This is a genomic window from Candidatus Midichloria mitochondrii IricVA, from assembly GCF_000219355.1.
GTDB classification, from domain to species: Bacteria; Pseudomonadota; Alphaproteobacteria; order Rickettsiales; family Midichloriaceae; genus Midichloria; species Midichloria mitochondrii.
This window is the reverse complement of record NC_015722.1, coordinates 323,204-346,293: the sequence shown is the minus strand read 5'-3', so window position 1 is coordinate 346,293 and position 23,090 is coordinate 323,204. Positions and strand designations below refer to the sequence as shown.

Sequence of the window (23,090 nt, the reverse complement as noted above, 5' to 3'; positions counted from 1 at the left end):
GGGGGGGGTTTATACGCTTGCTTGACTGAAACTGTTGAATTGCCTCGGAAGTCCTCTTAAACGTGCCAATTACCTCTTAGTATAAGGAGGCTTCTAGGGATGGGGGACATACGCTTTTTGTATCGCTTTCAGCCGCATTCTCAGAGCCTAACTTTCTGCACGAGCCTATCGCTTTGGGTGCAATATTCCCGAGGGGGATATCTGCTAGTTATTTGTTTGCTTACTTAGCAACCGTGGTATTAGGGTCTGTATCCATTATCAATTTACCAGCAATGGCGTAGCCGTCTGGCTCCATCTCTGTAATAATTATTTTAACCTTTTCTTTCCTTAACATAAGGGCAGAGTTACGGCGTCTGTTACAGCTTGCACCAACGCCCTTTTTTGTTTGTTGGTATGCCCCCTGATAGCATGTGGATATTTATTATTGGCATAATTTTTAATTAAAAAGCTTTTTGTGTAGTGGGGACATATACCGATTTTGGAAGTAATATGTAGCACCTTCCTATGCTGCTGGTGCTACTGGCCAAGACTTCTGCTCTTGTTCCTCTACCAAAGAAGATATCAGCTCTTATTGCTCCTCTTATAGCACCTCCGGTATCCTGAGCAACCATAAGCCGGTTATAAGGATCGGTGGACCTACTATACTCAGTGGTTGGCAAGTTTGTCTCGAGCCAAAAGGGAGCACCATAAGGGTAAAGCTTTGCATCTATTGCAATAGACCTTTCACCCTTTAAAGGCACACCTTGCCCACCGATAGGGCTTTCTCCATATACTTCTCTAAAAAAGACATATGACTTGTTCTCTTCCATTAAACGTATACCCCTTTTAGGATTTTTATCAAGCCATTCCATAATTTGAGTTGCAGTACAAACACCTTCAATACCATATTTTTTAAAAACTGAGCCAACGCTAGTGTAAGGAAAACCGTTCTGGCATGCATAACCCAATTTCACTTCTTGGCCACCCGGTAATCTGACAACTCCAGAACCTTGGATGTGAAGAAAAAAGGCTCTAGCCTTACTGTCGACCCATACTATCTCAAGCTTTTTGTTTTTCAGCGCGCCTCTATTAATTGAAGCATGACAGAAACCGTTACAGCCCTTTAATTTTTCGATATTAGGAGGGGTTTTGTATACAGGATACCTATATTTTTTTGTTGGTTTTCTACTGCCGTTTAATTCTATTTCATAATAGCCGGTCATCCTGCCGATATCGCTACCTTTTTCATCCGTTATAGAATAAACGGTAAACCACTTTTCAAAGAATTCCCTTGCTTCTTGATCAGATTCTATTTCCGAGATTAGCCCAGCAACGCATATCTGCTGCCAATCTTCAGATTTGCCTCCAATGCTGGTCAATCCGCTGATCGGGTCGCCCGACTTCCTTTTCATCATTGCGTCACAGGACTTCAAAAACGCTTTAAAAGCTGCCAAGTGTCTGTCGTTTTTCCAGCCTTTCAAATTTGCAAAAGAAGATTTATTAAAATGTGCCTCTCTAATTACTCCGCCTTCAGAGCAACTGGTAGAAAAAAGCATTACAAATAATAAAAAAGCTATTTTTTTTATGTCGAATTCGTATTTGTTAAGAACCACACCTTATCCTTCCTTAAATTACGAGTAAAAATCCATAAGTCTTGGTTTGTTACTGCTGTACTAGAGTTTCCATCCAGTACATTTCCTAGATAATCTTTTAAAGCGGTCACTTGATCACTAGTGATTTTTACTGCAATAGTTGCAGTATCTCCCGATAAATCTGCATCTGTTATTTCTATTTCATTTATTCCAACCACCATTTTCTCTAAAACTTGTTTCTGGGCAATTCTTGCATCTATAGCACTTACAAAATCTTTAAATACTGAGGGAGCAAGCAAATTTTTTAAAGTTTCTTTATCGTTTTTGGCAAAGGCTTGGATAATGATATTGAAAGCGGCTTTTGCTCCTTTTAAGAATGTATCAGCATTGAATGAAGGTTCTTTCTTTCTGATATTATCAAAAACATCTCTGATATTTTGAGGGAGCCCAGCCTCGATCGCAGAAACTATTTCAATATCAACTTTTTCTCGCGAAGCAGCATTTTTTTTGTATAATTGCTCTATAATTGGGTCCATTTTATTATTTTCGGCGAAATCATCGTCGCTTCTACCCAATATACTAAATAGCTTTGAGATGATAACTACCGCTACAATTGCTAAGATAATAAGATCGAGCATGGTCACCTGATTATTTACACTAAAAATCTTGTATCAGATATCCTTTGTATTGTGCAAGTTAATTTGCTATAACTTCCCTAATTAATTTCTAATAACGTTAAATATCATATGACTGACCAAAATAAACAAACAGCAAGTAACGCTATTTCAGTTAATGCTCAATATATCAAGGATATTTCTTTTGAAAACCCAAGAGCCCCTTTTCCTTTCATGCAGCAGGAACAGCCTGCGATTAACTTGGATTTAGAAATAAATGTCAATATTTTAGAGAAGAATACTTATGAGGTTATATTAAAAATTGAGGCAGATGCTAAAGTAGAAGATCAAAATCTCTTTTTAGTTGAGTTGCAATATGCAGGAGTTTTCACTATCGATGAGGGAAATATGGATCAAGCGCAGAAAGAATTAATTTTATCTGTAAACTGCCCAAATATAATATTTCCGTATGCGAGGCGTATATTATCTGATATTACAAGAGACGGCGGTTACCCACCATTAATGATATCTCCTATTGACTTTCTTGGATTATATCTTCAACGTAAAAGTCAAGATAGCGACTCTACAGATAAAACCATAAATTAAAGTGTAAAAAGTGGAACCGGAAGCAGTGATAGATATAACAAAAGAAGCTTTGTTTGTCCTACTTAAGGTATCAATGCCTCTGCTGCTTGTGGCATTGGTCGTGGGCTCTCTGGTCTCCTTGGTACAGGCTCTAACTCAGATACAGGAACCAACTCTTACTTTTGTTCCAAAACTTGTGTTTTTAATGTTTACTATGCTCATTATGATTCCTTATATCGGTCATGCCATGTCGAGTTTTTTTGAAAGAATTTCTTCACTGATTATTAACTTAGGGTAATTTTTATGAATAAAAATTACTTACTGATTTTTACTATGCTTTTTCTAACATCGTGTTCAGGCTTTCCTAGTTACAGTGGTAGATACCAGGATAATTCAAGAGATTTTGAAGAAAAGAGAGAGCCAAGAGATAATCAACGTATTGCGGGACTAAAGAAAAATCCTATAATAATTCCAGATAGTACTGTAAAGGTTGGAACTGCTGCTAAACAAAATAGCCAAAATCCCCCCCCCTCAAAAACAGGAAGGATTCTCTCAAAAGATGCTTAATATTGCTAAACAAGCTGTAGGAGAATAGTGTACCTAAAGTTTTTAATTTTGAATGCGAGGTGTAGAGAATACCTATGAAAGAATGGAATTCTATTCTCCATACGTGTGTTTTTCTATGCATCCTATCATATAACCCTGCGGTATCAAGTTTCACAATTTGTTCTATGCCCTCAAGGATCTGGGGAAGAATTGACTTCAATAACCTTCGGGCCCCTTGCTGGATCTTAGAATACTAACTCCAGCAGCTCTCTTTAGTCCTAAACTTTTTGCGCAATTTATTGCCATCTTGCTCTCTGTGGGAGAAAGCTTTACTTTTGAGGGCGCTTCCGCCTTAAGTGCAGGTTGGACCTAAAATCATCGTGCGCTACTTTGCGTTGCATCGCGGCAACAATACCGTGTTACCCCAATTACAAAACATCTAATATCGCACCCATCGGCCTCTCTAACGAATTTTTGTACTAAATAATATTTGCTTTAACGCTTTTGAAAGCTCCAATAACGCTAGAAGCTGCTTTTTGACTTTCTGCAAGCACTACTCCTTTCTCCCTTGTGTACCTTCTAATAATTTAATTATTAAGGGCACCCCCACCTACAAGCTTTAATTAGATGTTTGGTATCTTCTGGTGAGTTTGCAAAACTTGTAATAGGCATATCCATACCTTTATCTGCAAGTATTTGAAGACACTTTAACTTATCTCTGGAATTACTAATTGAAACGGCATCATTAAGGCGGAAAGCTCCCAATACCTGGAACCGCCTAACCAGAACACAGCCATAAAACGTCATACTAGGCTTGAGCCTAGGAACCAACTCTGCATCGATTTCCTTTAACACTGGTTCGCCGCCTCTGTGATAAATTGCAGGGACACCGGCTCGGATATTGATATAGCAGTTACTGACTTAACAAAAAGATATACTACGGCCCTGTGCTTCAGCTGCTTCCATAATCCGTTTATTAGAATGGAGTTCCGGATTAGAAGCCAGTAAGACTATGTTTAAAGCGGTTTTTTTATCTACATAATTCGTATAACACTTAACTGCTTCTCGATCACTCATTTTTTTAACAAGAACTGAACAATCGGATCCACTTAACTTTTATTGCTCTTAAACCCGAGGACAAGTAGAGAACACCATTCTTCACAACCAACTACAAATTTACCTGCAGACATATTTTTTTGAAAAAAGCAAATCCTCTTCTTAATTAATTTTTATAATTAATGCAATTGGAGAAAAAGTAAAGGATTTTACTCGTGGGCTTCATTTCTCTTCATCTGAGGCAGTTTTGATAATTATTTTTTTATTTATTAAGTCAACTTCGGGAACGAATATTTTGTTAAAAGGGTGATATATTGAGTCTTTCTTATTTATCAAATTGACTTCTAAAAGATCGCCAGCGCCGAAGTTTTCTACATTACTTACTTCGCCGATATATTCTCCGGTTTCTGAAAAAACTTCAATACCGATCAGGTCCACATAATAAAAATCTTCCAGTGGTGTTGGGGGAAGAGAAGATCTTTTGACAAATAGATCGGTCCCCCTTAAAGCTTCAGCCTGATCTCTTGAATCAATACCATCAATTTTAGCAATGTAGTAACTTTTTTTTCCGAAATTATTTTTATTTCATAAGTCTCGCTACTTTTGTCAAAAATCAGACCATTTAAGGCATCAAGATCTTTTGGAGATGAGAGAAATAAATGAAGCTGAACATACCCTTTTAAACTGTTTGCCCGACCTATGGTCGCGATCTTAACGTCAAAATCACGTCCAGCCATTCCTTTAAGCTGATAAGCCTAACTCAGATCCTCTTAAAAGCCTTTTGACTGTTGCAGTAGGTTGAGCACCGACAGAAAGCCAATGTTTAATTTTTTCAGCATCTGCCACAACTCTTTCTGGAGAATCACTTGGCAAAAGGGGATTATAATTTCCGACTTTTGCAATATACTTCCCATCCCTTGGACTTCTTGAGTCAGCAACAACTATCCTATAATAAGGCCTACCTTTTGCTCCAGCTCTGGCTAATCTTATTTTAGCAGCCATTTCTTAATACCCATAATTAAAATTCTTAATAACACTTTGGCTTGTTTATAACAAAAACAAGAAATTGTAAATCTATAAAATATTAATTCAAAGTTAAGAGCAATAACAATTTAATCATTGAAAAACCTCAGTTTGACGTAAGGAGTAGGGACCGTGAGCCTATTTTTCCTGAGATATATTGGGTTTGAAGACATAAGCCAAGAGCCCTGAGAAAGAGGTCTGCCAAGAAATTGTTTGGCGAGCGATGCCGTGGCGCTGGATTTGGCAAATCTCTTTCAATTGTCCGATGGCTGTTTCAATCAATCCACGCCCTGCAAGAAGCAGTTGTTTAAAAGCCGCAAGCGGGTTTTGTTTTCTTAAGCCGTGTGATGAGCTCAATACCTTGATTGCTCAGTGTTTTTGCTTATATACCACCGATCTCCGAATAGAAGGCCTGTCAAATATTGAGTCAGTTTCTCGACAGCGGCTCGATCATCTGTATTACCCGAAGTCAGTGTGAATGACATAATCTCTCCTTGATCATTGAGGCCAAAGAACCATCCGGGTCGACGTTTTCCCACGCTGAGTGATGTCTTTAAAGACCTTATTACGGCTAATGTTTAGGTAAAAATCTTTGAATCCGGTAATGCCCTCAAATGAAACAAAACGAGGATCGTTATAACTTCGGAGAGCATCATCCCAGACTCTCGTTCCCTTTGTCTCTGCGAGTTTCTTAAGGATCTTTGGTACGTGAGTTGTCGCTTGCAAAAATCATCAATCAAACAAAATATTTCTACTAGGGAAACCACTTTCCTTATTTATCGTGAAATTGAGAAAAACTTAATGGTTACACAGCTTCTTTAAAACCATATCAGATAATTTCTTTAAAACTTACCTAAAACTGGGGTTATACTGCTTATAAACGAAGAGTTGAAAAGAATTTAAGGAAACGGTTAAGAACGCTTGGAAACTGCTAAAGCGCCAGCCTTTAAAGCTTCTCGCTACCCAAGGGTAGGCTTTTTGACCGCTAGAGCGTCCAAATTCTCACGGGCGTGCCCGTTATCTCTTTCGCAACTATAGACTTTGAAATAAGCCTATCCAATTCTTCAAGTTAAAAGAGGTATAGAAAGCAAATTGTAACCGCATGAGTAAAAGGGAACTGGGGCGCCAGTCAAATTACTTAGTTATAGAGCCATGAATAAGCAAAGACTTGATTGGCGCGTAAAAACCTAGTTGTCTTATATGCGCTCCATGTAAACCTCATTTTGTTTTTTCCCTTGCTCAAGAATGACCTTTGCAATGCCTTGTTAAAGATAAAGCGAGACTACTAGTTCTTTTATAAATTTCCAACTACATCTACATATTTCTCTATGTATTAGAAGTAGACTCAAGCTTCTTGAATACCGCTGCTTTCTTTCAATTTAGGTTTTACAGGTTTTGGCTCTGATCCGGCTTTTGGGATAGAAACGCTAGGTTTATTTGCAGCTTTCTTGTTTTCATCTTCCTTACGTATTGTTGGCTTGCCATTGATGAGGTCCTGCATTTCCTGACCACTTAAAACTTCGTATTCTAAAAGACCTTGGGCAATATCTTCTAATTGATCTCTATGTTTAGTTAGAATAGCTTTAGCCGTGTTGTAAGCTTCGTCAATAATCTTTTTAATCTCTTCATCGATTTTAGTGGCGAGTTCATTAGAAATATGATTAGAGCGGCCAATTGAATGCCCTAAAAACACTTCTTCTTTGTCATCTCCTACGAGAACAGGGCCAATCGAATCACTTAAGCCCCACTGCGTCACCATCTTTCTAGCAATTTGTGTGGCAACTTTAATATCATTGCCAGCACCGGTGGTGATTTTGTCTAGACTAAAGACGATTTCTTCTGCGACACGTCCTCCCATTGCAACGGCTAGATCTGCTTTCAATTTAGCCTTTGTCATTGATAATCGATCGCTCTCAGGTAAGCGCATGGTCACTCCAAGGGCCCTGCCTCTTGGAATAATTGTTGCTTTATGTAAAGGATCAGAGTCAGGCAAATGTAAAGCAACTAAAGCATGACCGGCCTCATGGTATGCAGTTAATTTTTTATCGTCATCTGTCATGACCAGAGATTTACGTTCGGCACCCATCATTACTTTATCTTTGGCAAATTCCATCTCCTGCATAGATACCATATTGCGATCTCGTCTTGCGGCCATTAAGGCAGCTTCATTTATAAGATTTTTCAGGTCCGCACCAGAAAACCCTGGAGTGCCCCTTGCAAGAACTCTGATATCAACATCAGGGGCAATTGGAACAGCTTTGGCATGCACAGCTAGGATTTGCTCTCTGCCTTTAATATCTGGAATAGGCACGACGATCTGTCTATCAAACCTTCCAGGCCTCAAAAGGGCTGGATCAAGTACATCAGGTCTGTTTGTTGCAGCCATCACTATCACACCTTCGTTATCAGAAAATCCATCCATTTCAACAAGTAATTGGTTTAATGTCTGCTCTCTTTCATCATTTCCTCCACCAAGACCTGCACCTCGGTGTCTACCCACAGCGTCAATTTCATCAATAAAAACTATACAAGGAGATTGCTTTTTAGCTTGAGCAAACATATCTCTTACTCTGCTTGCACCAACACCTACAAACATTTCGACAAAATCAGAACCCGAAATAGTAAAAAAAGGTACTCCTGCTTCTCCAGCGACAGCTCGAGCTAATAACGTCTTACCAGTTCCTGGTGAACCAACTAAAAGGCAACCCCTTGGGATTTTTCCCCCTAATTTTTGAAATTTGCCGGGATTTTTTAAAAAGTCTACAATTTCAACTAATTCTTCTTTAGCTTCATCAACCCCTGCAACATCTGCAAAAGTTACTACCTTGTTAGGATCAGATACCAATCTTGCTTTGGAACGTCCAAACCCAAGTGCTTTCCCTCCTCCAGACTGCATATTCTTCATGAAATATACCCAAACTCCAATTAAGAGTATAACTGGAAACCAGGAGGATAAAAGAGCTACAAGGTTACCAAAGGAAGTTTCTAGCGGTGCTATATCAATAGCAACTTCTTTTACTTTCATTTTTTCTATTAGGTTAGGATAATATCTTGGGATTAATGTGACAAATGACCCACCCTCGGTGTATTTGCCTTCTACTAAGTCTCCTCTAATTGTCACAGATTTTACAGACCCGCTGTCAATTTGGTCTAGGAATTCCGAAAATATGACTTTTTTGGCGGTAAGGTTAATATCACCCAACATGTTGTAAACTATTATTAGTACACCAACAATCGCTATCCAAATAGTAAAATTGTTTCCACCTTTTAATTGCTTCATTCCGACACCTAAAGATTTAAATTCTTAAAATTAATTATAAGCAAAACGTATATTAACATATAGATCAATAATTTGCATGCTATAAAAGTATTTTGTATTCACCCTTTTTAGCCGCATAAATATTGATTATTTCTGCTGCTACTTCTTCTATTGCTTTTCTGCTTACGTCTATTATTGGTATTTTATTTTTGCGAAATATTTCAAGAGCATAGCTTAATTCTGCCTTAATATTTTCAATTTCTGTATAATTATCGACCTCTTTGTTTACATTTAAATTATATGAATTTAACCTATTGGATCTTATTTGAGATAAAATTTCGGCAGAGATAGTTAATCCTATAAGTACCGGTTTTTTTATGTCAGACAAATTAGCTTCTATACCGTTAATAATGGGAAGATTTGCAACCTTATAACCTCGTTGTGCTAGATAAAGAGAAGTAGGTGATTTGGAGGTTCTTGAGACACCCAAAATTAGGATATCAGCCTCGTTAACATCCTTAAAATCATGTCCATCATCATGCTGTAACGTGAAATTTAATATATCAATCCTTTTATAATAATTAGCGTCAAGTTTCTTATATTTTCCAGGAATTCCTCCGTGTTTTATTTCAACATTAGCAAAATTTGCCAGCTCATTGATGACATTTTCTAAAGCAAATATTGCTAAGACGCCTATACTTTTGCACTTCTTTTCTAGGTATAGCCTTAATTTTACGTCTAGCATTGTATAAAGCACTATGCTATTACTGTTTGGTTCAATCTCTGATAAAATGTCGTTTACCGTATTTTTTGATCTAACTAATGGCCATAGATATTCTGTCATTTCTATTTGTTCCTCAAATTGCGCGGCTATTGCTTTGGCAATTGTAGTAACTGTCTCTCCTGAGGCATCTGAAATTAAATATAATTTTATTTTAATTTTTTCGGTCAAATTTAACATAGTACATTAAAATTTTTGCACTCATGGTGTTGTTTTTCTACCTATGGTGTTATAATTAAAGTCAGTAATTTATGCTTAGAGAGCAATCAATAATTAGTTACCAGTCCAGGACTATAAATTAAGTTAAAATTTTTTTAAAGAAAAGAAAATGTCAGTAATAAAACTAATAGTAGAAGGGACGAAAATAGCCTTTAAAAGTGGCGTTATGCTCAAATTAGGGATGGACGTTCTAGTGGAAGATACAAAAAAAACGCTAGAAGAGAATATGGCTGAAAAAGAAAAACCTAACACATTTTGGGCTAAGGTGAAAGGCGGCGTCTCAAAAGCAATAGATATTGCCACTTCACCAACAGCTGGTAGAATCATCTCCATAGGAAGTGCTGTTTTTACAGCAGCTACTGGAGGCTTAGCATGGCCTCTTGCTGTCGCTGTAGTCGCAACTACCGTTGCAGCAGCAGGTATAGGTGTTTCTATACAAGCATATAGATTAAGAAGTTTTCAAAGAAGCAAGCTAGAACTAGCTATATTGAAGGAACTAGAAAAAGATCCGGCTAAGGTTAAAGAAGTGTTAGACAGCGGTAAGTTCAATGACTTAAAATTGAATGAAAACTCAATAGAAAAGAACCGAAGAGTTAGTGTTTTCAAGGTAGCTGGTAAGGAAATGGGTAGCTCTTTAGCGGAAAATACCGCTGCTACCGCATTGTCTGTTTTATCTGCTGATATACCAATGCTCGTGATAAACAGCATTACAACACTTTTAAATTATACTAATAACTCCAAGATGAGAGCATCGCAGGATAAGCTCTATGCGGTGCAAAAGAAGGAATCTGATAGAATGAAATCCGAGCTTGGTTTAGATGTCGTATCTAAAGATGTGGAGAAACTGAGAGAGCTTTATAAGAGTGCTACCGGCAAAGAGTTTGAACACAAAACCCCAACTTTTGGAAGCGCACTTTATGAGACTGTAGTAAAGGGTACGTCGAGTAAGGAAACTCTACTTCAATATACTGCCTCACATAACCCTTATATTAGTAAAGAGCCTTCCTTAGTTCATACTCCAGAGGAAAAAGTCCCAGCAAAGCAAGTAGAGCTCCAGGTACAGGTAAAACGCGATTTAGATGACATTACTAAAGAAATGGCGAGTGCTACAGAAACAAAAGCTCCCACGGAGCAAACTGAGCAGTATGCATACCAACGGCCAGTAGAGCGTCCAGCAGCTCATATCTTGAAGGAGATTTTACGAGAAGGCCCTCAAGCGCATACTAAGCAGGTGCCGAAAGAGAGGGTGCGAACAACAGGCAACAGCGGAGCTGCTATTGCTGGTTAGTTGAGCTACTGGCAGCCTAGGCACTCTTCATATTTGTTTGACTCCATATTGGATTGAGCATTTGAAACTACTGGTGTAAGGTTAATAGCTAACTGTACTGGTTGTTTTTCCTCCGCTTTTATTGAAACTTTATCAGCTCTTTGTAGAGATTTAGAACGACAGTAGTACATACTTTTTACGCCCTTCTCCCAGGCGCTGAAGTGTAATTTATGTAAATCTCTTTTATGAATATCTGCGGGAATAAAGATATTTAAGGATTGAGCTTGACATATATACGAGGTTCTATCTGCAGCCAGCTCAATAAGCCAGCGCTGGTCTATTTCCATAGCGGTCTTAAATACATCCTTTTCATTTTTGTCCAAGAAACTTAGGTGTTGTATAGAACCTTCATAATTCATGATAGAAGACCAGGTTTCTGGAGTGTCAAATCCTTTAGCGGCAAGAAGCTTTTTCAAATGCTTATTTCTTACATTAAATGACCCAGTTAGAGTCTTTTGAGTATATGTGTTTGCATTGTAAGGCTCAATTCCTGGTGAAGAATTTGCTGCGATGATTGAAATAGAAGCGGTTGGTGCTATAGCAATTTTATTAGAAAATCTTTCCATAATTCCTGCATCTTTTGCATCAGGGCAGGGACCCTTTTCTTCAGCAAGTAATACTGAAGCTTTGTCAGCTTCTTCTTTAATATAAGAAAATATCTTTTTGTTCCATGCCTTAGCCATAGCCGATTCAAAAGGAACTTTTTTAGATTGCAAGAATGAGTGGAAGCCCATTACTCCAAGACCCACACTTCTTTCTCTAAAAGCTGAATATCTGGCTTTATCTTGGGCTCTAGGGGCCTTATCTATGAAGCCCTGAAGGATATTGTCTAAGAACCTCATGACATCAATTATGAAGTTTTTATCATCCTTCCATTCATCGTATGTCTCTAAATTAAGAGAAGAAAGGCAACAAACCGCAGTTCTGTCTTGGTTTAAATGATCTTTACCGGTTGCAAGAGTAATTTCGCTACATAAATTCGAGGTTTTAATTTCGAGCCCAAGCTTTTTATATGATTCAGGAGCAGCTTTATTAACATGGTCAATAAATAATAGATAAGGTTCGCCTACCTCTACCCTTGCTAACAAGATCCTAATCCACAAATCCCTTGCTCTCATAATATTAGTTATATGTCCATCCTTAGGGCTTCTTAATTCCCAGACGCCATCACCTCTCACGGCCTCCATAAAGCTATCTGGTATGACGACCCCATGATGCAAGTTTAAAGATTTTCTATTAGGATCTCCTCCTGTTGGACGTCTTAGCTCTATAAATTCTTCTATTTCAGGGTGCCAAACTGGTAGATATACAGCGGAACTACCTCTTCTTAGGCTTCCTTGTGATATTGCCAAAGTTAACCTATCTTGCACTCCTATAAAAGGTATGATTCCAGAGGTTTTGCCATTATCACGTACCTTTTCGCCAATTGACCTTACTCCTCCCCAATATGTTCCTATGCCACCGCCTCTTGAGGCAAGCCAAACATTTTCATTCCAGGTATCGACTATGTCTTCTAAACTATCGCCGACTTCGTTTAAAAAACAAGAGATAGGTAAACCTCGGTTGGTGCCACCATTACTCAATACAGGAGTTGAAGGCATAAACCATAATTTGCTGATATAATCATAAAGTCTTTGTGCATGTTCTTGGTTGTCGGCGTAATAACAAGCTACTCTTGCGAATAGGTCTTGAAACTTTTCTCCATTAAGGAGATACCTATCTTCTAAAACAGCTTTACCAAAATCTGTTAACAAATTGTCCCTTTCAGTGTCAATTTTAATAGAAAAGTTGTCTTTATATTCAGATTTGGATGGGGTCTTTTTAGCAACAGCTGCACTATTCATAGCAAAATTATATGAAAATCGAGTTAACACCGTGTATACTATATATAGTATTTTATTTTGCAATATTTTTTATTTAACACTACATATAGTTTTGTATAAGTAGAGGTTTTATACTATTTATGAGGGTGTGCGATAAAAGGACAGGCAGCTATTACCGTACTCTCTCCTATCGATTAACGTCAATTTATCGTCAACTTTTTCTCTTACTTCTTTCTTAGAAGACTCAACTATTATTAGAGTATTTTTATTTAACCAGTTACCTCTTTGTAAAGATTCAATGATCTTATTTAACAAATTGAGTCTATACGGTGGATCTATATATATTAAATCGTAAATCTCCGAGTTAGATCCTAGATCTTGAGCATTAGCAAGAACAACTCTAGCATTTGATATACAATCTAATTTTTCTAAATTGAGCTTAACAATTTCTAAATGCTGATAACAATTATCAATAAACGCCACTAAAGAAGCTTCTCTAGATAACGCTTCAACACCGAAAGAGCCGATACCGCAGCAGAGATCCAAAACTTTTTTACCTTTTAGGACGCTTACGTGTTCATCACCAAAGAAATTCCTCAATATATTGAAAACAGCTGCCCTTAGTTTTTCAGTAGTAGGACGTATTTTCTTTGCTTCTAATTTAATAGTTCTAGTTGCCGTAATAAGCTTTCTATTTTTATACTTGCCTGCTACTATCCTCATTATTGCTCTACAACTCTTATATTATCAATTTTTTTAGTTCTTCCAATCCTTTGTAATCTATAAATAACGGTTTCTCTAAACCAAAATGTACCACGCTTCCATCATCCAATTCCGCATATAACTTTATGGGTAGCCCAGTATCTGTAACTTTAGTACTGATCTCTTGGATAGAGATTTTATCCTTAATATAGATATGACAAGCACAGAGAGTGCTTTTCATCGTATGATGTATCTCTGAAATTTTTTCAGCAACCATTCTAGTGCCGTTTTCATCGTTTTTGATTTCAATATCGCATATAATTGTTTGTCCTTCTTGTAGTATATCATTGCTTTCTATGAGAAGTTTTTCATTGAATATCGATATATCTAGAATACCTGTTGTATCTGTTATTTGTAGAAAAGCAAATTTTCCACGCTTTGAGGATTTAACTTTTTTAGAAGAAACAACGCCTGCAACTCTACATTTGTAGAAGTTTTTTATTTCTAAACTGAGGACGTTTTCCACACTTAGAATTCCTAGTTTTTTCAACCTTTCTTGGTACTCGTTTAATGGGTGAGCCGAAAGATAAAAGCCAAGTGCTTCAAATTCAAAAGCCAGTTTTCTTCTATCTTCCCAATCAGCAACTGCACTTAAAGAAAGGCCTTGGTCATTTTCTTCGTCAAAGAATAAAGAGCCTTGAGATTGATCTTCAAGTTTGTTTGATTGAGAATATCTTATTAATTTTTTTAAGTTTGCAAATAGTTCAGCTCTATTAGGATAAAGTGAATCAAATGTGCCTGCCTTTATCAAATTTTCCATAGCGCGCTTGTTGATAAGATTATGGCACCTTTCGATGAATTGGTGTATATTCTGAAATTGTGCAGTTCTTCTTTCTTCTTGTATGTCTACCGTTGCTTTGATTCCTACACCCCTGATGGCTGCTAAGCCATAACGGATTTTATCTCCGTCTACTGTAAAATATGCATTGGAGCTATTGATATTAGGAAGTAATATATCTATACCAAACAGTTTCGCATCGTTACAAAACATGCCTATTTTACTTGTATCATGGATCTCTAAGTTCATTGAAGCAGTTAAGAATTCGGCAGTATAATGGGTTTTTAGATACGCAGTTTGGTAAGTGATAACTGCATATGCAGCCGCATGTGACTTATTAAAGCCGTAACTTGCAAATTTCTCTATCAAGGCAAATATTTCAGCAGCTCTTTGTTCTTTTATTTCGTTAGCGATGCATCTTTCAATAAAAATAGCTCGTTGTTCATCCATTTCTTGCTTATTTTTTTTACCCATTGCTCTTCTTAAAAGGTCGGCTTCACCAAGACTGTATCCAGCAAGTATTTGGGCAAGCTCCATAACTTGCTCTTGATAGATAATAATTCCATATGTTTCTTTAAGAAGATTTTCTAAGCTTGGGTGTATATAATCTGGAGTTTCGAGGCCATGTTTCCTGTTGACATAACTTGGGATATTGTCCATAGGTCCTGGCCTGTATAATGAGGTAAGTGCTATAACGTCGCCAAAAAAATCGGGCTTGAGTTGTTTTATTGCCTCTCTCATTCCAGCGCCCTCAAGCTGGAATATTCCAACAGTATGACCTTGTGAAAGCAGTTGGTAGGTTTTTTTATCTTCAAAATCAATATTTGCAAGATTAATCCTTATTCCCCGGTTTTTTTCAATAAGCTGGACTGTTTGTGATATCACGGTTAAGGTTTTGAGACCCAAAAAGTCAAATTTCATTAAGCCTGCTGCATCTGCGTATTTTAATGAATACTGTATGGTTTGCATTGAAGAATTAGAATCCATATAGAGGGGCACCAACTCTATCAATGGCCTATCGGCAATTATAATTCCTGCTGCGTGTGTTGAGACGTGCCTGTTAATTCCTTCTAGTTCTAAGCTTATAGAAAGAAGTTTTTCAAGATCTGGGTCATCATCACACATGTCTTGTAATTGCTTATCTAGAGCTATTGCTTCTGATAAGGTGATCGGATTAGCCGGGTTATTCGGCACCATTTTGCAAATCTTATCGACTAAACCATAAGGGATCTGCATTACTCTTCCAACATCTCTTAAAACAGCTCTAGCTTGTAGTTTTCCAAAAGTAATAATCTGCGCAACTCTTTCTGCACCGTACTTGTCTTTTACATAATTAATCACCTCATCTCGACGCTCTTGACAGAAATCGATATCAAAATCAGGCATCGAAACTCTTTCTGGGTTCAAAAATCTCTCAAATAGAAGACCAAATTTTATTGGATCTAAATCAGTGATTTCCAGCGCCCATGCAACAATAGAGCCAGCTCCTGAACCCCGACCAGGGCCTACTGAAATCCCATTCCCTTTGCTCCACTTGATAAAATCAGAGACAATTAAGAAGTATCCGGGGAACTGCATTTTATTGATAACACCAAGCTCAAACTCAAGCCGCTTAAAATATTCTTGCTGATTTATATTGTATTTTACTGAATTGAGTCTTTTTCTTAAACCATCTATAGCCTGCTTCTGTAGCTCTAAGGTTTCATCTTCAATTAGATGTGAAAATTTTGGTAAAATAGGCTTCCTTGTCTCTGAAAAAACAGAGGATTTTAAAGCTATTAACTTAGTGTTTTCAATTGCTTCTGGTAAGTCTGAAAACAGAGCTCTCATTTCTTCTTCGTTTTTAAAATAGTGATCGGGATCTGATCTTTCTCTATTATCTTCTAAGATATAGCTACTGTTTGCTATACATAGCAAAGCATCATGTGCTTCAGATAAATTAGCTCTTAAAAATGAAATGGGGTTAGTGGCAACGATAGGAATATCTTTTTCAAATGCTTTATCTAGGAGCCAGTGCTCATGAAATTGCCAATTATTTTTTTCAGTTCTAATTAGTTCTAAGAATAGATTTTCTTTAAAGCTATTATGAAATTGTTCTAGTAAACGCTCAGCGACTTTATACTGTTCTTTTTTAATAAGAGCAGCCATGGGGCTTTCAAATGAATTAAATAAAGCGATTAGTCCTTTAGAATAGTTAAGAAGCCGAGAAATTTTTATATGGGGCTGTGAGTCAGAATAGCTTAAAAAAGATAAACTGACTAACTCCAAAAGATTTTGATAGCCATCTTGATCTTTTGCAATTAAAGCTATTTCAGAATGCGGTTCCCGTTTATCTGTATCGGCTTCTAAATCTATTTTTAGTATAGTGCCAATCAGGGGCTTAATCCCATTTTTTAAACACTCCATACTAAACTCAAGAGAACCAAATAAATTGCCCCGGTCCATAAGGCAAAGAGCTGGCATGTTATCCGCCTTGGCTTTATTAATGAGGTCTGGGATTTTTATAATACTCTTACCCAAGGAATAGTCTGAATGAGCGCGTAAATGTATAAAACTAGTCATATTTCTTATAAAACAGCAAGATACCTGAGTATTAAAATAATTCTTTACAAAAAATTTTTTTTATTATAACAATCATCGCTTATGTGCGAAGAAATTTCGTCAATATTTCTTTGGAAAAGCAAAATTACGAATTTTTAAAAGCTTATAACATAGATAATAACTATCTGCATCAAGATAAAAAATATTAACTTTAGAAGATGCAGCGGTTATCGACTATGGTATAAGCAGCTACTGTGCAGAAAGTGTTAGTTTGAATGAGAATAATGAATATACAACTTTCCTGTTTTCCCTTAAACAAAAAATATTACTCAGTATATTATTAACTCTAATTGCAATAAGTCTCATTGTTGATAATAAACTTACTATAATACTGAATCTTATTTACAGCACGGCCTGTTTAGTGAAAGCATCTTCTTTTCCAGAAAGGAACTAAAATGAAATCTACTTCTCTTAGGCGCATTGCTTCACCTCAGTTTGACGTAAGGAGTATGCCCGTGAGCCTATTTTTCCATGAGATATATTGGGTTTGAAGACATAAACCAAGAGCCCTGAGAAAGAGGTCTGCCAAGAAATTGTTTGGCGAGCGATGCCGGTGTGTGCTGGATTTGTCAAATCTCTTTCAATTGTCCGATGGCTGTTTCAATCAACCCACGCCCTGCAAGAAGCAGTTGTTTAAAAGCCGCAAGCGGGTTTTGTTTTTCTTAAGCCGTGTGATGAGCTCAATACCTTGATTGCTCAGTGTTTTTGCTTATATACCACCGATCTCCGAATAGAAGGCCTGTCAAATATTGAGTCAGTTTCTCGACAACGGCTCGATCATCTGTATTACCCGAAGTCAGTGTGAATGACATAATCTCTCCTTGATCATTGAGGCCAAAGAACCATCCGGGTCGACGTTTTCCCACGCTGAGTGATGTCTTTAAAGACCTTATTACGGCTAATGTTTAGGTAAAATTCCACATTTCACATATCGACTTCCCTGATGTACTGTGTATATCATCCATATGGGTCTTTTTTGCATTCCTTTAAAATCTTAGTAGTACCTAGTGAATCTAAGGAGCTGCCTAGATTCCTTGAAGAAGACTTTTTGTTGATTGTGTTTCCAAGTTGGAGTTCTTTATTATCAGATCTTGTCTGCTCTAACAGGGTAGAGACTTTACATTCTGCAGTAACAGCCACACTTCATAATACCTAAGCTTATCAAGAATGACAGTTTTGCATACATAGAGAACCCCTTCAACTCACACGATATTAATGTACTATGCACCACATAACTCGCTTCAGCACAAAAGCATTATTTATCAGTCTATTAAAGGAGGCTGTTCGTTAGATATGCAGCTATTTATCTTTTTTATCACCCCAGAAATTTTTTACCCGCTGAAAAAAACTTTCTGATTCAGGGCTTGAACCAGTTGAGCTTTCTTTCTCAAACTCTTCAAGCAACTCCTTCTGCCTAATTGTTAAGTTAATTGGAGTCTCTAGAGCAGCTTTAACATATAAATCACCAAAAACATTATTTGACTTCATGATGAGCATTCCTTTACCGGCCAATCTGAATTGAGAGCCAGACTGGGTTCCAGCAGGTATTGATAATATAGCGGTAGCACCATTTATACAAGGCACTTCAACCTTGCCTCCTAACACTGCGGTTGTAAACTTAATTGGTAAATCGCAATATAGATCATTATCTTTTCTTTTAAAAATAGGGTGCTTCTTAATAGATACAAAAATATATAAATCACCTGAAGGGCTGCCTTTTAATCCAGCCTCCCCTTCACCACTTACTCTAATCTTTGTTTCATCCTCAACTCCAGCTGGAATTGATACAGCGACACTTTTTTCTTTTTCTACTCTGCCCTGGCCATGACAAGATTTACATGGATCTTTTATGACTGAGCCAGTGCCACTACAAGTCCTACAAGCGGTTTCTACTGTAAAAAATCCTTGCTGCACTCTTATAGCGCCGGTTCCTCCGCATGCTAAGCAGCTTGTGTAACCAGACCTATTAGTTCTGCCAGTGCCGCCGCAAGGGTCACATTTAACTCCCGTTTTATACTTTATAGTATGTTTTTTGCCATGATATGCTTCTTCTAAGGTAATACTTAAATTATATCTAAGGTCAGAGCCTCTTACTGCATTACTTTTCTTCCTTGATCCACGCGCTGAAGAGCCAAAACCAGACCCAAAGATGTTACTAAACACGTCAGCAAAATCAGAAAAATCCTCACCAAATCCACTTTGAAACCCACCACCGGCTCCAGCTGCTCCGTTTCCAAAAGCTGCATCTCCGTATCTATCGTATGCTGCTCTTTTTGAATCATCTTTTAGGACTTCATAAGCGTCATTTAATTCTTTAAATTTTCTTTCAGCCTCTTTGTCTCCTGGATTCCTATCAGGGTGGTATTTCATTGCTAATTTGCGATAGACTCTTTTAATTTCGTCCTGGCTAGCATTCTTTGCCACTCCTAGTGTCTCATAATAATCTTTCTTACTCATTGGGGTCTAAAATTAATATTTTCTCGTCCTAGGTAGTGCTATTAACAGTTAATATCAAGACAGGCAAATAAATTTAATGTCTAAAAATTACCTTATGAATTTTATAATCGGCATGTAGTTGAAGTTGCCAAAGATCTCTTAGGTAAAAAAGCTGGTTTTTGGAGGAATAGAGGGAATTGATGCTTATCGAGGTTTCGATGATGAGGCTTCTCATGCGTTTAAAGGGCCGACCACTAGATCAAAAATTATGTTCGGTAGGAGCCGGGGGATACACTTATGTGTGTATTATTTTGTTTAAATGTTACTGCTGAAGAGGTGTGAGAAGCCGCAGCAGTTTTAATAAGGGGGTTGAAGTTACCGGAACTTCACTTGGATAATTAACCCCAGTTTGAGATGATTTTTGCAAGCGACAACTCACGTACCAAAGATCCTTAAGAAACTCGCAGAGACAAAGGGAACGAGAGTCTGGGATGATGCTTTCCGAAGTTATAACGATCCTCGTTTTGTTTCATTTGAGGGCATTACCGGATTCAAAGATTTTTACCTAAACTGTTTTCAAATCTCTCTCAGAGAGGAATTGCCAAATCCAGCACACCACGGCGTCGCTCGCCAAACAATTTCTTAACAGACCTCTTCTCGGGGTGGCTCTTGGCTTATGTCTTCAACCCGATACATCTCATGGAAAATAGGCTCGCCGGGGGGGCCTACTCCTTACGTCAAACTGAGGCTATTAAAGCGAGTATCTACGGTAAATATGGATTGGTTTATGAAGATGGGGTCTTAAATAAATTAATAGTTGCCTCATCTTTAGATAACAATTTTTCCAATGATTTGTGGCAGTGGAGCAGCTGGCTGCGAAGTAGAAACGGATTGTAGTGGTGCAACTATTCGAAGTGTTTCAGAAGATTTTCGTATCTATGATGATCTTGGTATAACTAGTAATCTTTCAGATTATTTGAGTTGTTAGAGTGTAAACTAAATAAAAATTATATCTAATTATGGCAAGCTAGCAAATTTAGCTTGACTATTTCCTTAATAAATATATCATAAGCTGAGAATTTTTTAGTTTTTTTTACGTTGTATGGCAAATCATAAATCAGCTCTGAAAGCTCACAAACAGTCTGTTGTAAGGGCTGCAAGAAATTCTTCCGTCAAGAGCAGGGTTAAAACATTCTCAAATAAAGTTGTCGCTGCTATAAATAACGGGAGTTTTGAGAGTTCAGTTCAATCTCTTAGAGTAGCTGAATCGGAAATTATGAAAAGTGTCACGAAGGGCGTTTTAAAGTTAAATACCGCAGCTAGAAAAGTTAGCAAACTCGCTAAAAAAGTTAAATCTCTCGAAGCTAGAGCTGCATAAATTTTTGCTGAGCATGAAACACTTCTCCTTGGTTGTAGCTTTTTGCTTTTTTTTAGGAGGATTATTTTTTTACTTTCCGGAGATAGATTTATACTTAGCATCTCTTTTTTATAATTCTGATGTTGGCTTTAAAAACCAGGGTTATTATTTGAAGAATTTTAATCCGGGAATGCTTTTATTGGATTATGGAGCTGTTTATATAGTTCCAGTTTTGTTTGTGGCCTTTATATTCTTTTTTTCATTAAGATTATATAAGCAAAATCAATCGTTTCATTATAAGCACTATCTTCCTGTAATTTATATAGTACTTGCGACTCTAATAGGTCCTCTTTTATTGGTTAACACAATGAAAGATGGAATTTTTTGTCGAGCGAGACCCGAATCTATTGAAGAATTCAAGGGATATAAAAAATTTACTCCTGCTTTTACTCTAAGCGATCAATGTAGTAAAAACTGCTCTTTTGTTTCTGGACATGCTGCTGCGATCTTTATGTTGTTCTCACTAGCGTTCCTAATTGAAAATCAAAAGAAGAGAAGAAAAGCTATTTTATATATAACTATTTTGGGACTGTTAGTGGGGATAGGGCGTATGGCATTTGGCAAACATTTTGCGAGCGATATAGTCTTTTCAGGCTTTTTCATTTATATTGTGTCGTATCTCTTGGCACTATTGTTTAAACTTCCGAGTACCAATGGAACCGGTAAAACGGCAAATTAAAGTTGTTTTGGCTAACCCACGGGGGTTTTGTGCAGGGGTTGAGAGAGCTATAGAAATTGTGGAGCGTGCTTTAAAAAAATATGGGGCTCCTGTATATATAAAGCATGAAATTGTACACAACAGATATGTTGTTAATTCTTTAAAAGACAAAGGGGCTATTTTTACTGATGATATAGAATCAATTCCAAATGGGGCAGTAGTAATCTTCTCTGCTCATGGTGTTTCTAAAAAAGTTGAAGATGATGCAAAATATAAAGAACTTTATATATTAGATGCTACATGCCCATTGGTAAAAAAAGTTCATAGAGAAGCACAAAAATATGTGGCTTCCGGAAGGAAGCTAGTATTAATAGGACACAAGAATCACCCTGAGATTGAGGGAACTAGTGGAAGGGTCGCAGCTGATCAAGTTGTATTAGTGGAGGATTTAGAGCAAATAGAAAACCTTCCTTTCAAATCTGATGAAAAATTGGCATATGTAACTCAAACTACGCTTAGTATAGACGATACAAAAAATCTCGTTAATACTTTATATGAAAGATATACCGATATAGACGGGCCTGCCTTAAAAGATATTTGTTATGCAACTCAAAATAGACAAGATGCTATTAAAGAAATGGCAAAATATATTGATGTTCTGTTGGTTATTGGAGCAACAAATAGTTCTAACTCAAGTAGATTAAGAGATCTAGGGGAATCACAGGGAGTTGCATCTTATTTAATTGCTGATGAAACGCAAATCAATTTAGATTGGTTTGAGGGCAAACAGGCGGTAGGAATCACGGCTGGCGCTTCTGCTCCAGAGGTCTTGTTAAAACAGGTTCTAGATTTGCTTAGTAAATACCATCAAATTGTGTTAGAAGAAGTGGATGGCGTAGTTGAAAATTTAAAATTTAAAATTCCAAGAGAATTAGAAGACTTATGAGCTGGATTTTGTACCATTATCCTTTGTGCCCTTTTTCAAGAAAAATTCGAATTATTTTAAAAGAAAAAGGGGTGCAATTCGAACTAGTTTTAGAAAAATATTGGGAGCGCAGAAAATCCTTTTTAAGCTTAAACCCAAGTGGAAGCACGCCGGTACTCTTAAATAAAGAAAATAATAAAGTATATTATGGAAATTTTTCTCTATTTGAATTTATTGAACAAAATTTCCTCGAACAAGCTATTTTGCCTTTTGACTACCAAAGTCAATATCAGGTAAGAAATATAGCTGAATGGTTTGATACTAAGTTTTATAATGAAGTTACTAAATATTTAATTGAAGAAAAGGTTATTAAAAATGCTTCAATTAATTTTAATTCTATGCCGCCGAATTCTTCTGCAATTAGAGCGGCTAAAAAAAATATATTGCTGCACTTAGATTATATAGACTTTTTGTTAAAGAAAAATTGTGGCGATTATATAACGGGCGAGAAAGTCGGCTTAGCAGATTTTTCTGCTGCTGCTCAGTTATCAGTTTTAGACTATATGGGAGATGTACCTTGGGAATATAGCGTTGCGGTGAAATCATGGTATGCTTTAGTAAAGTCTAGGCCCTCATTTAGAGATATTTTAAATGACGAAGTACCTGGCTTGTACAAATCTTCTCATTATGAAAATCCTGATTTTTAAAA

Annotated in this window: 28 protein-coding genes; 11 read left to right on the top strand and 17 right to left on the bottom strand. The window is 37.0% G+C overall.

Translation table 11 applies throughout. From position 1 onward, the window contains the following. Window positions 1–440: 440 nt before the first annotated feature. Together mltA and MIDI_RS01860 are read right to left on the bottom strand one after the other, a co-directional pair. Entirely contained in the window at window positions 441–1,592 is a 1,152-nt protein-coding gene (mltA, locus tag MIDI_RS01865) for a murein transglycosylase A (protein WP_052567667.1), read from the bottom strand. Next, window positions 1,562–2,209 carry a Tim44/TimA family putative adaptor protein gene (locus tag MIDI_RS01860; protein WP_013950890.1) on the bottom strand — a complete coding sequence of 216 codons (648 nt, stop codon included), beginning with the start codon at window positions 2,207–2,209 and terminating at the stop codon, window positions 1,562–1,564. The genes mltA and MIDI_RS01860 overlap by 31 nt, the downstream gene beginning before the upstream one ends. A gap of 108 nt (window positions 2,210–2,317) precedes the next feature. Between MIDI_RS01860 and secB the strand changes: the two genes are divergently transcribed. Genes secB through MIDI_RS08865 form a run of 3 tightly spaced genes read left to right on the top strand, consistent with a single transcriptional unit; the run spans window position 2,318 to window position 3,337 of the window. Next, window positions 2,318–2,791 (top strand): protein-export chaperone SecB, encoded by a 474-nt coding sequence (gene secB, locus MIDI_RS01855; RefSeq protein WP_013950889.1) that lies wholly within the window; start codon window positions 2,318–2,320, stop codon window positions 2,789–2,791. A 25-nt stretch (window positions 2,792–2,816) separates the two neighbouring features. Then, complete coding sequence (locus MIDI_RS01850) at window positions 2,817–3,068, top strand: flagellar biosynthetic protein FliQ (RefSeq protein WP_272940979.1); 252 nt, start codon at window positions 2,817–2,819, stop codon at window positions 3,066–3,068. 5 nt (window positions 3,069–3,073) lie between these two features. Next, a complete protein-coding gene (locus tag MIDI_RS08865) occupies window positions 3,074–3,337 on the top strand; it encodes a hypothetical protein (RefSeq protein WP_013950888.1) in 264 nt (87 codons plus the stop codon). Window positions 3,338–3,910: 573 nt separating this feature from the next. On the opposite strand, the gene MIDI_RS09025 is transcribed toward MIDI_RS08865, so the two are convergent. The 9 genes from MIDI_RS09025 to MIDI_RS01810 all read right to left on the bottom strand — a co-directional run bounded on the left by MIDI_RS09025 (window position 3,911) and on the right by MIDI_RS01810 (window position 9,615). Then, complete coding sequence (locus MIDI_RS09025; RefSeq protein ID WP_272940991.1) at window positions 3,911–4,222, bottom strand: hypothetical protein; 312 nt, start codon at window positions 4,220–4,222, stop codon at window positions 3,911–3,913. Between the two features lie 372 nt (window positions 4,223–4,594). Beyond that, entirely contained in the window at window positions 4,595–4,906 is a 312-nt protein-coding gene (gene rimM / locus MIDI_RS06210; protein ID WP_237697430.1) for a ribosome maturation factor RimM, read from the bottom strand. Beyond that, a complete protein-coding gene (locus MIDI_RS01835) occupies window positions 4,876–5,109 on the bottom strand; it encodes a hypothetical protein (RefSeq protein ID WP_013950887.1) in 234 nt (77 codons plus the stop codon). The genes rimM and MIDI_RS01835 overlap by 31 nt, the downstream gene beginning before the upstream one ends. A gap of 4 nt (window positions 5,110–5,113) precedes the next feature. Beyond that, complete coding sequence (gene rpsP, locus MIDI_RS01830) at window positions 5,114–5,374, bottom strand: 30S ribosomal protein S16 (protein ID WP_013950886.1); 261 nt, start codon at window positions 5,372–5,374, stop codon at window positions 5,114–5,116. Between the two features lie 159 nt (window positions 5,375–5,533). Continuing rightward, the gene (locus MIDI_RS08445) at window positions 5,534–5,752 is read right to left on the bottom strand and encodes a hypothetical protein (protein ID WP_041185366.1); all 219 of its coding nucleotides are present in this window, start codon (window positions 5,750–5,752) and stop codon (window positions 5,534–5,536) included. Then, window positions 5,749–5,934, bottom strand: a complete 186-nt coding sequence (locus MIDI_RS01820) for a transposase (protein WP_041185365.1) — start codon at window positions 5,932–5,934, stop codon at window positions 5,749–5,751. Before MIDI_RS01820 ends, MIDI_RS08445 begins: the two co-directional genes overlap by 4 nt. After that, the gene (locus MIDI_RS07790; protein ID WP_041185426.1) at window positions 5,894–6,121 is read right to left on the bottom strand and encodes a hypothetical protein; all 228 of its coding nucleotides are present in this window, start codon (window positions 6,119–6,121) and stop codon (window positions 5,894–5,896) included. The genes MIDI_RS01820 and MIDI_RS07790 overlap by 41 nt, the downstream gene beginning before the upstream one ends. 619 nt (window positions 6,122–6,740) lie before the next feature. Then, window positions 6,741–8,675, bottom strand: coding sequence for an ATP-dependent zinc metalloprotease FtsH (ftsH, locus tag MIDI_RS01815; RefSeq protein WP_013950885.1), 1,935 nt, complete (start codon window positions 8,673–8,675; stop codon window positions 6,741–6,743). A gap of 79 nt (window positions 8,676–8,754) precedes the next feature. After that, entirely contained in the window at window positions 8,755–9,615 is an 861-nt protein-coding gene (locus MIDI_RS01810) for a pyruvate, water dikinase regulatory protein (RefSeq protein WP_013950884.1), read from the bottom strand. A 148-nt stretch (window positions 9,616–9,763) separates the two neighbouring features. Between MIDI_RS01810 and MIDI_RS01805 the strand changes: the two genes are divergently transcribed. Further along, window positions 9,764–10,942 carry a hypothetical protein gene (locus MIDI_RS01805; protein WP_013950883.1) on the top strand — a complete coding sequence of 393 codons (1,179 nt, stop codon included), beginning with the start codon at window positions 9,764–9,766 and terminating at the stop codon, window positions 10,940–10,942. A gap of 5 nt (window positions 10,943–10,947) precedes the next feature. Here the strand turns inward: MIDI_RS01805 and MIDI_RS01800 are convergent, their stop codons facing one another. The 6 genes from MIDI_RS01800 to dnaJ form a co-directional block, all read right to left on the bottom strand. After that, window positions 10,948–12,825 carry a ribonucleoside-diphosphate reductase subunit alpha gene (locus tag MIDI_RS01800; RefSeq protein ID WP_013950882.1) on the bottom strand — a complete coding sequence of 626 codons (1,878 nt, stop codon included), beginning with the start codon at window positions 12,823–12,825 and terminating at the stop codon, window positions 10,948–10,950. 117 nt (window positions 12,826–12,942) lie between these two features. Beyond that, window positions 12,943–13,527 carry a 16S rRNA (guanine(966)-N(2))-methyltransferase RsmD gene (gene rsmD / locus MIDI_RS01795; protein WP_013950881.1) on the bottom strand — a complete coding sequence of 195 codons (585 nt, stop codon included), beginning with the start codon at window positions 13,525–13,527 and terminating at the stop codon, window positions 12,943–12,945. 16 nt (window positions 13,528–13,543) lie between these two features. Continuing rightward, on the bottom strand, window positions 13,544–16,906 hold the full coding sequence (gene dnaE / locus MIDI_RS01790) for a DNA polymerase III subunit alpha (RefSeq protein WP_013950880.1): 3,363 nt from the start codon (window positions 16,904–16,906) through the stop codon (window positions 13,544–13,546). A 450-nt stretch (window positions 16,907–17,356) separates the two neighbouring features. Beyond that, entirely contained in the window at window positions 17,357–17,518 is a 162-nt protein-coding gene (locus tag MIDI_RS08860) for a hypothetical protein (protein WP_192805755.1), read from the bottom strand. Window positions 17,519–17,625: 107 nt separating this feature from the next. After that, a complete protein-coding gene (locus tag MIDI_RS06815) occupies window positions 17,626–17,811 on the bottom strand; it encodes a transposase (RefSeq protein ID WP_041185411.1) in 186 nt (61 codons plus the stop codon). A 433-nt stretch (window positions 17,812–18,244) separates the two neighbouring features. Next, window positions 18,245–19,402: a molecular chaperone DnaJ gene (dnaJ, locus tag MIDI_RS01780; protein WP_013950879.1), complete on the bottom strand. Its 1,158-nt coding sequence runs from the start codon at window positions 19,400–19,402 to the stop codon at window positions 18,245–18,247. 151 nt (window positions 19,403–19,553) lie between these two features. On the opposite strand from dnaJ, the gene MIDI_RS10150 reads away from it, so the two are divergent. The 7 genes from MIDI_RS10150 (at window position 19,554) to MIDI_RS01755 (ending at window position 23,088) form a co-directional block, all read left to right on the top strand. Then, window positions 19,554–19,700 (top strand): DNA-3-methyladenine glycosylase, encoded by a 147-nt coding sequence (locus MIDI_RS10150; protein ID WP_083809677.1) that lies wholly within the window; start codon window positions 19,554–19,556, stop codon window positions 19,698–19,700. A 102-nt stretch (window positions 19,701–19,802) separates the two neighbouring features. Next, window positions 19,803–20,027 carry a hypothetical protein gene (locus MIDI_RS07785; protein ID WP_148234092.1) on the top strand — a complete coding sequence of 75 codons (225 nt, stop codon included), beginning with the start codon at window positions 19,803–19,805 and terminating at the stop codon, window positions 20,025–20,027. A 23-nt stretch (window positions 20,028–20,050) separates the two neighbouring features. Further along, window positions 20,051–20,278 carry a hypothetical protein gene (locus tag MIDI_RS01775; protein ID WP_148234091.1) on the top strand — a complete coding sequence of 76 codons (228 nt, stop codon included), beginning with the start codon at window positions 20,051–20,053 and terminating at the stop codon, window positions 20,276–20,278. Window positions 20,279–20,483: 205 nt separating this feature from the next. After that, window positions 20,484–20,759 (top strand): 30S ribosomal protein S20, encoded by a 276-nt coding sequence (gene rpsT / locus MIDI_RS01770; RefSeq protein WP_013950877.1) that lies wholly within the window; start codon window positions 20,484–20,486, stop codon window positions 20,757–20,759. Between the two features lie 13 nt (window positions 20,760–20,772). Then, window positions 20,773–21,477, top strand: a complete 705-nt coding sequence (locus MIDI_RS01765; RefSeq protein ID WP_013950876.1) for a phosphatase PAP2 family protein — start codon at window positions 20,773–20,775, stop codon at window positions 21,475–21,477. After that, window positions 21,473–22,402, top strand: coding sequence for a 4-hydroxy-3-methylbut-2-enyl diphosphate reductase (gene ispH, locus MIDI_RS01760; protein WP_202795486.1), 930 nt, complete (start codon window positions 21,473–21,475; stop codon window positions 22,400–22,402). Before MIDI_RS01765 ends, ispH begins: the two co-directional genes overlap by 5 nt. Then, complete coding sequence (locus MIDI_RS01755; RefSeq protein ID WP_013950874.1) at window positions 22,399–23,088, top strand: glutathione S-transferase family protein; 690 nt, start codon at window positions 22,399–22,401, stop codon at window positions 23,086–23,088. Before ispH ends, MIDI_RS01755 begins: the two co-directional genes overlap by 4 nt. Window positions 23,089–23,090 lie beyond the last annotated feature (2 nt).